Consider the following 12,514-nt stretch of genomic DNA (forward strand, 5'->3'; position numbering starts at 1 on the left):
GCGCCGGTTCAGGTGGCGCTCAGCGCCTCGCGCAGGCGCGGGCAGAGATTGGTATCGCCCTGCTGAAGGCGGGAGAAGCGCACCTTGCCATAGCCACGGCTGCCGCTGCCGCCCAGGCCGTCCAGCTCCAGCAGGGCCAGGCCGCGCAGCAGAAGGTCGAGCAGAGCGTCATCGTCATCGGTCAAACGCTTGAAGGTCAGGCGGAAGTCGAAGCGTGCGCCGGCCGGTACCCGCTCGATAAAGCGCGGGTTCTGCGCCACCCCGCGAATGCGGTCGATGCTGTTCTCGCTCTTCTCCTCGGTGAGCGGCTGGCGCCGCTCGGCCCAGTCGATCTCTTCAAGCCATGAGGAACAGAGTTGGCAGTCCCAGAAGGCAAGCCGTGTGGGGCCCAGCGCCAGCGCTTCATCCATATCGAGTTTGGCGTCGCCGCTGGTGCCGAACAGCTGTACCACTCGCTTCGCCATGGCGGTATCTTCGGCCTGGCTGGCCTGTTCCCAGCTCACCGGGCCGCCGTTGCTTGCTACCACGGCACCCGCCTGCCACTCCAGCAGGCTGCGGACCTTGCCCTTGAGTGAGGAGCCGGGAATATAGGGCAGCTCGGTTAGGGGATGTTTGACCACCGGGCTGTCGATGCCGCCGATGCGCATGCCGGCGCTGCCCGCGCCGATATGCAGGCCGGTCACCACCTCAAGCGTCCCCTCCAGAATGTCTATAGCTTCCAGTTTCATATCCTTAATCTCCTTGGCCATGGCATGTGATGGTGTTCAGCGGCGCGACTTTGCCTGGGCTTCCTTGAGCTTGCGAAAGCCGATGGTGGCTTCCAGGAAATGCTTGCAGCGGGTCAGGTGCTCAAGCGATTCAATCTGGCGAATCAGCTCCACAAAGGCGTTGTAGAACACTTCATCGACATGCTGGCGCCCATGGGCATAGGCCACCTGGGCATTGAGCATCTTGACCAGCGGCTTGATCTCTTCCCACTTTTCCGGCTGCTGGCGGGCCTGGGTCTCCAGGCGGACCAGTTCATCATAGAAGCGCCGAAGCTGGCTCGATTCCGGCTTGCGAAACATGCCGGCGAACTGCTCGGCATTTTTGTCATAGAGCTCGGCGCTGGGGTTGCGCAGATCGAAAGGCGTGTCGCTCATCTGGTCTCTCCCGGTGGCATTGAGAAAAAGCTGGCTCAGCGCAGCTGATAGAGCAGGTGTTGTATGGCAATCTGGAAGCGTTGACGGTGCTGAGTGATGCCCTGGGCAATCGGCGACAGCACATCGTCACACGCCTGGCGTTGGCGCTCAGCATAGGCGTCGCGCGTTTCGCCAGGACGTTTCGAAAGCTTATCGATCACGTTGCGCTGGGTGCGGTAGCTCAGATAGCTGCGCCACAGCCCCGCCTCTGGGCGTACTTGGGCTTCGCTTGCCATCTGGGACAGCTCCAGCAGGCCATAGAGGTAGCCGGTGGAAAGCGGTACCGCGGCCTCGCGACGTTGGGCCAACAGGCGCTCGGAAGTGTGCAGCAGCTCAGCCAGCACCGGCCAGCCAAGGGTCTGGCCGTATAGCGTGACGTGATCCTTGCCGGGCTCGGCCTTGGCCAGCTCCAGTGCCTGCTCGCTCTGCTCGGCCAGCGCCTGAATGGGCGCGCCGGGTTTGACCTGCAGCAGGCCGGCGCTGAAGTGCAGCCCGGGGTTGTGTGCGGCAAAGCGCTCGAACTGCTGGCGCATCTGCAGCGCCAGGCGGGTTGTCTGCTTCCAGGGACCGATCAGGAAGAAGTCGTCGCCGCCGGCAAACACCGTATAGGTGTTCGGCGCGTGGCGGGCACACCAGGCCGGCAGCCAGAGGCTATAGAAGAAGTGCATCTGGCGGGAGAGTGCCGCCATGCGAGCAAAGCTGGGCTGGGCCAGACCGCGCTCGAACAACAGCCCCAGGTCATCCACGTCGCCCTTGAGGATATGCAGGGCGCGTTGGCCAACCCAGTGGTCCTCTTTGAGCAGTGGGCCGCGGTCCTCGCAGGCCAGGTGCTCCAGCGTCTTGATCTTGCCGGGCGCTATTTCATCGAGCGGAGCATGGTCGCCGTAGCGCTGCTGCTCGTAGCCATCGGGTGAGCCGAACAGCGGCACATAGGCGTTGATAAAGCGCCGTGCATAGCCATGGAACAGGCTGGTGTCGTCGAGGGTGGGCAGTGAAATATCCCAGCAGCGCACCAGTTCGCCCTGCTTGGCCAGGGCGCCGAACTGGCCGCTGGCCTCGCCCGGGCCGGTAAAGCCGACGCCATAGCCGAAAATGGCCAGCGTCAAGCCGTCATGCAGCGGCTGGCCACGCGTAATGACCAGCCGCTGATGGCGAGGCTGTGCCAGCCACTCACCGATCTGGACCTGGTCGCGGGCCAACCGGCTGACCCAGGGGCTCTGCGTGTTATCGCGCTCCAGCCGCACCTCGGCCGGTGAGCGGCCGTCCAGGGCGCAGATGCCTTTCTCTTGATCAAAGCGACTTAAAAAGTTGCTCTGAATGATGGGCACTTCCGGGTCGGTCAGCGACAGCCGCTGGTATTTGGCGGTCTCCAGTGCCGCAAACAGGCGCTGCATCAGGTGGCGAAAAGGCGGTTCTTGCCCGCCTTTTCCAGCCAGGAAGTCGTTAGCGCAGGCTTCTGTGGTGGCCAGGCCGATGCCGGAAAGGTGGAAACTGTGCTGGCCAAACCAGTCTTGGCACTCTGTCGCCACCCGGGCAATGGCGGCCTGGGTGCGCGGTGTGTTGGGCGCCACCAGCATGAACTTGCCGGCGGCGTTGGTAATTTGGCTGGTTGCGGGCAGCGCCAGAGCTTCGAGCAGGCGCAGGGCGGCCAGTTCGCACAGCAGCGACACATAGAATGACTTACCACGCAGCAGCTTGTTGGCCCTCTTGCGAGTCTCGCCACCAGCGCTGAAGATGAAGTCCTGAATGCCGAAGAAATCACCCTGAATCAGCAGGAACTTGGCCTCGTCCCAGTCTTGGCGATATTGCATGGCCTTGCGCACCTGTTCTGGATCGTCGCCTCGCTCATGGTGATAGCGCCATAGCGCCGTGGCCATGGCTGCCACCGTATGGCTATGGTCGTAGAGCGACACATCCGGGCGGCTGTTGAACGCTGTTGCCGCGGGGATGGACTGAGCGGTTTCCATCCATAGACTATCGAAATGGTCCAGCCACAGTGGCCACTGTTTGCGGTGGCTGGGTGGGATCCGCTCCAGCTTGTGGCAGAACTGTTCCCATAGCGCCAGGTACTCGGCCTGGGCCGCACCGTTGTTGTCCGGCTCGGCCTGATCCCGCGCTACGGGAAACAGGCTTTCGGGATTCAGCGGCGCCAGCGGGTAGCGATACTTCAACTGGTCGATGGCACTGGCTTGCTCTTCCCGGTAAAGCGGCTCGAAGAGTGAGAGCAGCCGGGTGCGGTAGTGGTTGCGCTCCTCGGCCTTGTTGTATTCGGCAAAGGTTTCACGCTCGAAGCCGGAGGCGATGCGATCCGCCGTGGCGATCACCCACTGCAGCAGGGTATCGGGCTTGTGATGCATGGCTGCGGCGTTGAGCAGCGAGTCATCCGCTCCCTGTGACTTCCAGCTCGCAAAGGGCGCTACGCTGTCGCCGGTAAGGTGGGGTAGGTGGCGCTCGATACGATCCAGACACAGCGCCGTATAGGCGGCATGTTTGTGGCTGTGAAAGCCCTTCTCCTTGTTGAAGGGGCAGTAAAGATGAACATTGGCGTCGATGTGCGACTTGGGCGCTTCCACCCGTGCACGTTCGCCGAGCTTGCCCAGGTCGTGCACCAGGCCGGCAAAGGCCACTCGGCTGCTGGCCTGCAGCAGCGCCTGATCAACCGTTTGAGAATCGTTGGCCTGCATCAAGTGGCTCCTCCCTGCGATACGTGAGGGGTAGGTGAAGAATCAAGTGGCCCGTCCAGTGGATGATGCGTGAGTGTGATCTGCTCCGGGCATAGCGTCAGCGCCCAGCCGCTATGTCGCTGGTGGCGTACGTTAGCGATCATGAAAGGTTCTGCCAGGCGGCGGCCCAGGCCCAGCTTCAGCTTGCGGTGCAGGGTGGAGCGGCGTGTGCGCAGCGGGCCCAGGTCCAGGCCATCCTCCAGGGCAGCCAGGCTGCGGGGAGAAAGGCGGTCTTCCAGGTCGAAGTGGCGAATCACTCCGAGCATCTCATTGGCCAGCGCCCGGTCGGGGTGGCCTTCCACCGGCGGGGTTAGCGGCTCTGCGCGCTGCTGACAGCGGTGCACGAACCACAGGTAAAGCATCCATTCCATGGGCTCAAGCGTGACGCTGATACCGTTGCAGATCAGCCGAGGGGTACTTACGGAAACCCTTAGCTGAGCTGGTTGCGTTGCTGCGTTTAGCAGTGCCACTGCGTCGCTGAAGCTGAGCTGCTGCACCAGCGCCTCTTGTGGCAGCTCATCGCGCAGACGCACAAAGGGGATGCGTGCCAGCGTGACCTCGGCGCGGCGAGTATCCAGCGGTTTGCCATCGCGGGTATAGATCACCTGAGACTCCGGGGTGGGGTAGAAGAACTCAGGGTGCGATTCGAAGCGTTCGCTGACCAGCACATGGGAGAGCGTGTCCTGCTCTCGGCCATATAGCGACAGTGCATAGCCAATATAGAAGCCCATTGTCTTGCGGCCTCCTGCCAGAGAGACATGCAGAGCGGTATCCGGGCGTGAGGTGAAATCGCGTACGCGCTGAGTGATGAAGTTGGCTGCGGCGGCGTTATCGTCTGGAGTGCGAATATCTTCTAGTGGTCGGCCCTGGCTGTCAGGAATGATATGCAGGTGGGTGGTGGAGAAGCGAATGTCGGGTAGGCCATAGTCGGCGATCAGCTTGGGTAGGCGGGCGTTGGCGCCGGTGAGCAGGGTTAGTTCGGCACGCTGCGCGCCTTCCAGCGTGGTAATCAGATGCAGCTCGGCGCCCACCAGACTGGTGGACGACTCGCGATGGAATGCGTAGAGCGTTTCCGTTACGACCTGCGGTGACAGCCCGGCCACCATCAGAAAAATCGGCTGCTGTGCCATGTCTGGCTCCTTGTTGGCCGCACCTACTGAGCGGCGTTTGCTTCCCTGGCACCCTGTGACGAAGGCTGAACTTCCCCTCCATGCTATGCGAAGTTGCCGTTACCGCAAGTCCACCTCGGTCGACTTGGGGGTAATCGGCAGCATACAAGCTCCCTGAACGCACGGTCATGGCAGGGATCTTGAACCTTCCGCGTGAGAATTTGGGACTTCGTAAGGTTATGAACCAGCAGCCAAAACCTTTCGAAGCTCAGCGGTGAGCGAGTGCCCGGCTAGGCTTAGTGCGAATAGGAAATATGTGCCATGCCTCGTCGGTGCGGAGGGAGTCGAAATGCGAAAGCTCTACCTCGCCTGTTACGACATCACTTGTCCCAAGCGGCTGCGTATGTGCCTCAAGGTGCTCAAAGGGTATGCCAGCGGGCGGCAGTACTCCTGCTTCGAGTGCTATCTCACGCACCGCGAGCGGGAAGAGCTGCTGGCCACCATGCGCGACCTGACTGAGGGTGACGACGCCTTTGCACTGCTCTGCCTGCAGCGCCAGCGCACCATTCATCCGCTGGGGCAGGGCGTGGCGCCGCTTGATGAAGCCTTCATGTGGGTGGGGTGAGGGGAGCAACGATGAGCCGACATCTGTATCTGGACCATGCCAATACGCAGCTGGCGCTGGACGGGCGAAGCCTGACAGTGAAAGTGCCCGAGCGGCCGGTGGCCCATGTGCCACTGCATCTCTTGGAACGTGTGACCATCGTGGCGGATATCGAGGTTTCCACCCGCCTGTTGCACCGGCTTTCCAGCGCCGGAATCACAATCACCTTGTTGTCGCCGCGAAGCAAGAGCCAGGCCACCGAGTGTCTGACACCGATTCACGGCAACCATGGGCGGCGCTTGCAGCAGTATGCGCTGGTGTTGGATGACGCACGCTGCCTGACGTGGGCTCGGCTGCTGGTGCGCTGGAAGGTCAAGGCGCAACGCCATCAGTTACTACGCTTTGCGGCGCGACGTGGCGCCGAGGCGGGTCGCTGTCGCCGGGCGGAGCGAGAGCTGGCATTGCTTCAAAAGCAGGTATCGGATGCTGATGCGCAGCAGCTGCTGGGCCTGGAGGGTAGCGCTGCACGCGCCTACTTTGGCGTTTTCCAACGCCTGGTACCCGCCAGCCTTGGGTTCAGCGGACGTCGGAAGCGGCCCGCTCCGGACCCGGTGAATGCGCTGCTGTCGCTCACCTACAGCATGCTGACCAGCGAGTGCAGCCGGGCACTGCAGCTGGCCGGGCTGGACCCAGCCTACGGGGTTTACCACCGCGTGGGTTACGGTAGGCCTTCGCTGGCCTGCGATCTCGTGGAACTGGTGAGGCCGCAAGCTGACCACTTCGTGTGGCGCTTGGTGGCGAGGCAGGATCTGCGGGCCCACCACTTCACGCGCCAGTTGGGTGCCTGTCTGCTCAAGAAAGAGGGAAGGGGAATCTACTTTCCCTGCTATGAGGTGCGATTGGCGCCGTGCCGACGTCATATCCATAGGTTGGCGCGGCGGCTCTGCCAGCGCTGGGAACAGGAGGGCTAGCATGAGTACGGATACGGCCATTATGGCGACACTATTCATTCATGGCCGCCAGCTGCAGCAGTGGCGGCTGGTCGGCAATACCCTTTCGGTGCGTATGCAGCGGCGTGCCGAGCAGCTGTTTCCGCTCAGCCGGCTGCGTCGAGTGATCTTTATCGAGCGTGCCCCCGGCGACATGCGCTACCTCTGGAAACTGCTCGAGATGGGAGTGGGCGTGACCTTCATGGGCAGCCGAGGCCGCCTGATCGGCGCCTTCAATGCGCCCGCAATAGAGAGCAGCCCGCTTCCCCTACTGGCAGAACGGTTGATGCACAACAGTCACCTTCGCGACTGGCTGGCGGACTGGCAGGATGATCAAGTGCGGCACCTCGAGCGAGATATCACCCTGCAGCTGCGTGAGCAGGCAGGGCGCTGCCGCCATTCGCTGAGCGAGGATGCCCGTGACTGGCTTGATGGCCTGACAGGGGCCCTGCTCAATGATGTTGCTGCCGAGTATCAACTGGATAGCGCCCAACGGCCGGCGCGCTGTCTGATCACCACGCTGCACCGGATGCTGTTGCCCTGGGTAATGGTGCAGGGGCGCTGGTGGCTGCGACACCGGCCGGCACCCGACGTGCAGCAGTGCTGCCAGGCCTTCGAGGCGTTCAGCGAGGGCCTGGAGAACCATATGCAGCGCTTGCTGCTGCAGCTGGAATTGAGGGCGGATGAATGGCTGTAACAGGGGTGAACTGGCTGGTATGTTACGACATCCGTGACTCGCGGCGGCTGCGTCGGGTCCACCGTTGCTGCCGCCACTGGGGCATGCCTTTGCAGCGTTCGGTCTTTGCCTGCGCATTGAAAGCAGAAGATCTGGGTGTCATGATTGAAGAACTGAGAAGCCTGATGGATGAGGGTGAAGACGATGTGCGGCTTTATCCGATCGAGGATCTTGCCAATGCCATCATCCAGGGCACCACGCGGCTGCCGTTGATGGTAGAGTCATTGATCCGCATGCAGCAACAAGGCATTGTCGACGATGACAGAGAGCCCGAAGGCTAAGGCAGTTCACCGCTCTTTCACAATGCAGTGTACTGTAGGGTGGGTGACGGGCATCGTTGTGCTAAACCAAGCTGTAAACGGCTGCTGGCACTGGGCTTTTGGGGTGGAGCTGTAAGAACACTTCCCTGGCATAGAAGGGATTGAGACGGGCGCTGTGTGTTTCCATTGGCGATGCCTGTCGTAAGAACACTTCCCTGGCATAGAAGGGATTGAGACCAATCACATCGTCTTGATCCGCGCTCGTCGTGCGTAAGAACACTTCCCTGGCATAGAAGGGATTGAGACATTGCAGTACACGCCGTAAAAACCGCCGGTCATCGGTAAGAACACTTCCCTGGCATAGAAGGGATTGAGACTCATGTTCTGACCTCGATTTCGACAACTTTGTTATGTAAGAACACTTCCCTGGCATAGAAGGGATTGAGACTTCACACAGCGGTCGACGCCGTTACCGTTAATGACGTAAGAACACTTCCCTGGCATAGAAGGGATTGAGACTTCGGGGAACGGGGGCGGTTCGCCGCCGCATACGTCGTAAGAACACTTCCCTGGCATAGAAGGGATTGAGACTGCGCTTCGGTGTTGGGGTCGTCAGGGTGAACAAGTAAGAACACTTCCCTGGCATAGAAGGGATTGAGACGTATAACATCGAACTGGTGCGGTATTTCAGTCGGGTAAGAACACTTCCCTGGCATAGAAGGGATTGAGACTCGCCAGCCTGCGCGATGCTTTCCAGCAGTTCGGTAAGAACACTTCCCTGGCATAGAAGGGATTGAGACTTCACACAGCGGTCGACGCCGTTACCGTTAATGACGTAAGAACACTTCCCTGGCATAGAAGGGATTGAGACCGTTACGCCGTGCGTACTGCCCGCGCCTTTAGCGTAAGAACACTTCCCTGGCATAGAAGGGATTGAGACGTCTTTTCCTTTTTCAGTAAGACGCGCGGCGATAGTAAGAACACTTCCCTGGCATAGAAGGGATTGAGACGTAGCATAAATCCACGCCAAAAGCGCCATTACTGTGTAAGAACACTTCCCTGGCATAGAAGGGATTGAGACTTCCAGTGCGTCAAACGGTATCGTCACCGACATGCGTAAGAACACTTCCCTGGCATAGAAGGGATTGAGACGGGCGCGTGTGGCCGAAACAGGGCGCGCATACGGGTAAGAACACTTCCCTGGCATAGAAGGGATTGAGACCCTCGCTGTACGTAAACACGAACACCCCAAACAGTAAGAACACTTCCCTGGCATAGAAGGGATTGAGACTAGCCCGAATCCTCCAATACGCGAACGCCGGTCAAGTAAGAACACTTCCCTGGCATAGAAGGGATTGAGACCAGTGTCAGCGGCTTGCTCAGTTGCTTCGGTCAGTAAGAACACTTCCCTGGCATAGAAGGGATTGAGACTTCGCGGTTCGGGCGCGAACGTCGGCAGCTTCAAGTAAGAACACTTCCCTGGCATAGAAGGGATTGAGACCAAAAAATTCGCCCGGCTCAACGGCCGGGCTTTCGTAAGAACACTTCCCTGGCATAGAAGGGATTGAGACGCCTTCTCTTCGTTCGGTACAAAACCGTACCCGGGTAAGAACACTTCCCTGGCATAGAAGGGATTGAGACCACTCTGACCCGTATCGTATAACGTAAACATCGTCGTAAGAACACTTCCCTGGCATAGAAGGGATTGAGACCCATGTCGGCGTAGTCCTCCGTCCGCATGCTGATGTAAGAACACTTCCCTGGCATAGAAGGGATTGAGACTCAGAATGCCTAAGGAGGGGATGTATGGCGTTTAGTAAGAACACTTCCCTGGCATAGAAGGGATTGAGACTGTCGCATGGTCGTATCTCCCGTTATCAAATGCGTAAGAACACTTCCCTGGCATAGAAGGGATTGAGACCTTCCAGAATATCCCATTCTTCCTTTGAAACGCCGTAAGAACACTTCCCTGGCATAGAAGGGATTGAGACGTCGTATCTCCCGCCATTCAAAGGCCATAAGCATGGTAAGAACACTTCCCTGGCATAGAAGGGATTGAGACCAGACCCCACTTTCCGGTATGCAATCAGCCCCGTCGTAAGAACACTTCCCTGGCATAGAAGGGATTGAGACAAGTCACGGCCCGCTATCAGCGCAAGTCGTTGGGTAAGAACACTTCCCTGGCATAGAAGGGATTGAGACTTACCTTGTGTGTATGTATATAATATATCAGCTCGTAAGAACACTTCCCTGGCATAGAAGGGATTGAGACATTTAATTCTTCATCAAAACGTTCTTCCAGTTCGTAAGAACACTTCCCTGGCATAGAAGGGATTGAGACATAGGCGGATTGCCCGCTGCCGCCGACTACGCTGGTAAGAACACTTCCCTGGCATAGAAGGGATTGAGACGCAGCGCGCCAATTCCTCCGCCATGCGCGCTTGAGGTAAGAACACTTCCCTGGCATAGAAGGGATTGAGACAAGTCACGGCCCGCTATCAGCGCAAGTCGTTGGGTAAGAACACTTCCCTGGCATAGAAGGGATTGAGACTTACCTTGTGTGTATGTATATAATATATCAGCTCGTAAGAACACTTCCCTGGCATAGAAGGGATTGAGACATTTAATTCTTCATCAAAACGTTCTTCCAGTTCGTAAGAACACTTCCCTGGCATAGAAGGGATTGAGACATAGGCGGATTGCCCGCTGCCGCCGACTACGCTGGTAAGAACACTTCCCTGGCATAGAAGGGATTGAGACGCAGCGCGCCAATTCCTCCGCCATGCGCGCTTGAGGTAAGAACACTTCCCTGGCATAGAAGGGATTGAGACAGCAATGTTTTCATGTCAGCCGCCCTCGTCCAGTAAGAACACTTCCCTGGCATAGAAGGGATTGAGACTTCTCGTTGACTTCGACAAGCCCATTCTTGACGAGTAAGAACACTTCCCTGGCATAGAAGGGATTGAGACACCGCGCGGCGCGCCGCTCCGCAAGGTATTCCGCGTAAGAACACTTCCCTGGCATAGAAGGGATTGAGACATCGGCAATAGTTTGCAATTCGAGTCTGACCCATCGTAAGAACACTTCCCTGGCATAGAAGGGATTGAGACGCAATAATAAAGACCGCAATACCTATCCATCCTTTGTAAGAACACTTCCCTGGCATAGAAGGGATTGAGACGTGATGCTCGTCGCTCCTAGCGATAGTCACGGCCGTAAGAACACTTCCCTGGCATAGAAGGGATTGAGACAGTGCCACGTACCCAAAACGCATACCTACGAGTAGGTAAGAACACTTCCCTGGCATAGAAGGGATTGAGACTTATACTCATACTCCAGCGCCTTTTCGATATCAGTAAGAACACTTCCCTGGCATAGAAGGGATTGAGACTATGCACCACTATCACAACCGCCCTGTACGATGCGTAAGAACACTTCCCTGGCATAGAAGGGATTGAGACTCATTTTCTTCAGTTGGTCCAGCTTCTAAGATAGTGTAAGAACACTTCCCTGGCATAGAAGGGATTGAGACTTTAACACTTTGCCCATTATTATTAATGGGGCGTAAGAACACTTCCCTGGCATAGAAGGGATTGAGACTTTTACCGAAGCTTGCGAACCACGATCCCGCCGTTGGTAAGAACACTTCCCTGGCATAGAAGGGATTGAGACTGCCTGTATCCTCCGTTTTGAGCCTTATCTCATCGTAAGAACACTTCCCTGGCATAGAAGGGATTGAGACCTATGGCCCTGCTCTTCCAGCCAAGTGGCGAATTGTAAGAACACTTCCCTGGCATAGAAGGGATTGAGACCCTTGCATCGCATCCGGTGACGCTGCTACCGAAGGTAAGAACACTTCCCTGGCATAGAAGGGATTGAGACGCTCGGCGTAGCTCATCTCGCGCACCCGGGCGGGTAAGAACACTTCCCTGGCATAGAAGGGATTGAGACTAATGGTCGATCACAGTTGGAAATGCGGGATTGTAAGAACACTTCCCTGACATAGAAGGGGTTGAGACATGAGTTTCAGACGGCGATTGTTATCCATCTCGACGTAAGAATACTTCCCTGATATAGAAAGGGTTGAGGCAGTTTACCGGTTGCCTGAATGCTTGTTATTCGGATTGTAAGATTTCTCGCTGGAATAAAAGATGAGCCGTGCTGGGGTTCTCGTAACCTTACGAGTTCACTGCTATCTGGGTGAGGCATGTCATCATGCTGTCTCTTTCCTTGAGAGGTGATGACATGAAAGGAAATTCCAGAAATGCGATTAATCTCCGTAAGACCATGACTGTATTGTGCTTGGTGGCAGCTAGTCCTGTGAGCCTTGCTGCGGGACCCTTTGGCCTTGAGCAAGGTATGAAGAAAGAAGAGATCGGTGGGCTGGAGGCGACTGAAAATCCGTTAATGTATCGTGCGACTGAAGTCCCCGTGCCTAGCCAACATTTCGAGAGGTACTCGGTCATGGTTGGTGAAGAAGCTGGTTTGTGTGCTGTTCGTGCAGTGACGGGGCCCATTGAAACAAATCGTTATGGGCATGAGTTGAAGAACTATTTTGAAAATCTGAAGGGCGCGTTGACAGACCGCTACGGTGAGGGGGTCTCTTATGATTTCCTTATGCCAGGAAGTATTTGGGATGAATCAAGAGACTTCATGATGGGTATGGTGAGAGGAGATAGGAAGCTGACGTCATTTTGGAAAGGTGAGGATGAGTCATTGCCGCATGATTTGAAAGCAATCATGCTTGATGTTAATGGCCAAGTAAAGTGACCCAGTACCGGCCAACGCTTTTGAGTGCGCCAGGCAAAGCCTGGTCATCCGGGAAACCGAGGAGGTGGAAAGGATGAGTTGAAACCCAGTGGGTGAAAGTCCCACCCGGTCAAGGTTAGCCACCAGCCGGTAGCGAGTCTTG

Annotated in this window: 9 protein-coding genes and 1 CRISPR repeat array; of the genes, 5 read left to right on the forward strand and 4 right to left on the reverse strand. The window is 57.5% G+C overall.

Annotation, left to right across the window (positions count from 1 at the left end):
* Positions 1–8: 8 nt before the first annotated feature.
* The 4 genes from csm3 to csm6 are packed head-to-tail and all read right to left on the reverse strand — an operon-like array spanning position 9 to position 5,034.
* Complete coding sequence (csm3, locus tag HOP52_RS16680; RefSeq protein WP_238978544.1) at positions 9–728, reverse strand: type III-A CRISPR-associated RAMP protein Csm3; 720 nt, start codon at positions 726–728, stop codon at positions 9–11.
* Between the two features lie 36 nt (positions 729–764).
* Entirely contained in the window at positions 765–1,142 is a 378-nt protein-coding gene (csm2, locus tag HOP52_RS16685) for a type III-A CRISPR-associated protein Csm2 (protein ID WP_238978545.1), read from the reverse strand.
* A gap of 35 nt (positions 1,143–1,177) precedes the next feature.
* The gene (gene cas10, locus HOP52_RS16690; RefSeq protein WP_238978546.1) at positions 1,178–3,865 is read right to left on the reverse strand and encodes a type III-A CRISPR-associated protein Cas10/Csm1; all 2,688 of its coding nucleotides are present in this window, start codon (positions 3,863–3,865) and stop codon (positions 1,178–1,180) included.
* Positions 3,865–5,034: a CRISPR-associated ring nuclease Csm6 gene (gene csm6 / locus HOP52_RS16695; RefSeq protein ID WP_238978547.1), complete on the reverse strand. Its 1,170-nt coding sequence runs from the start codon at positions 5,032–5,034 to the stop codon at positions 3,865–3,867. The genes cas10 and csm6 overlap by 1 nt, the downstream gene beginning before the upstream one ends.
* A 328-nt stretch (positions 5,035–5,362) precedes the next feature.
* Here csm6 and cas2 (HOP52_RS16700) point away from each other — a divergent pair, with 328 nt between their 5' ends.
* The 5 genes from cas2 (HOP52_RS16700) to HOP52_RS16720 all read left to right on the forward strand — a co-directional run bounded on the left by cas2 (HOP52_RS16700) (position 5,363) and on the right by HOP52_RS16720 (position 12,372).
* On the forward strand, positions 5,363–5,638 hold the full coding sequence (cas2, locus tag HOP52_RS16700) for a CRISPR-associated endonuclease Cas2 (protein WP_238978548.1): 276 nt from the start codon (positions 5,363–5,365) through the stop codon (positions 5,636–5,638).
* A gap of 11 nt (positions 5,639–5,649) precedes the next feature.
* Positions 5,650–6,588 (forward strand): CRISPR-associated endonuclease Cas1, encoded by a 939-nt coding sequence (gene cas1, locus HOP52_RS16705; protein ID WP_238978549.1) that lies wholly within the window; start codon positions 5,650–5,652, stop codon positions 6,586–6,588.
* 1 nt (position 6,589) lies between these two features.
* Positions 6,590–7,303 carry a hypothetical protein gene (locus tag HOP52_RS16710; protein ID WP_238978550.1) on the forward strand — a complete coding sequence of 238 codons (714 nt, stop codon included), beginning with the start codon at positions 6,590–6,592 and terminating at the stop codon, positions 7,301–7,303.
* Positions 7,294–7,623 (forward strand): CRISPR-associated endonuclease Cas2, encoded by a 330-nt coding sequence (gene cas2 / locus HOP52_RS16715; protein ID WP_238978551.1) that lies wholly within the window; start codon positions 7,294–7,296, stop codon positions 7,621–7,623. Before HOP52_RS16710 ends, cas2 (HOP52_RS16715) begins: the two co-directional genes overlap by 10 nt.
* A gap of 111 nt (positions 7,624–7,734) precedes the next feature.
* Positions 7,735–11,692: a CRISPR direct-repeat array (repeat unit 36 nt; unit sequence GTAAGAACACTTCCCTGGCATAGAAGGGATTGAGAC).
* A gap of 155 nt (positions 11,693–11,847) precedes the next feature.
* Positions 11,848–12,372, forward strand: a complete 525-nt coding sequence (locus HOP52_RS16720) for a hypothetical protein (protein ID WP_238978552.1) — start codon at positions 11,848–11,850, stop codon at positions 12,370–12,372.
* Positions 12,373–12,514: the final 142 nt, after the last annotated feature.

Source organism: Billgrantia campisalis, assembly GCF_022341425.1.
Classification (GTDB): Bacteria; Pseudomonadota; Gammaproteobacteria; order Pseudomonadales; family Halomonadaceae; genus Halomonas; species Halomonas campisalis.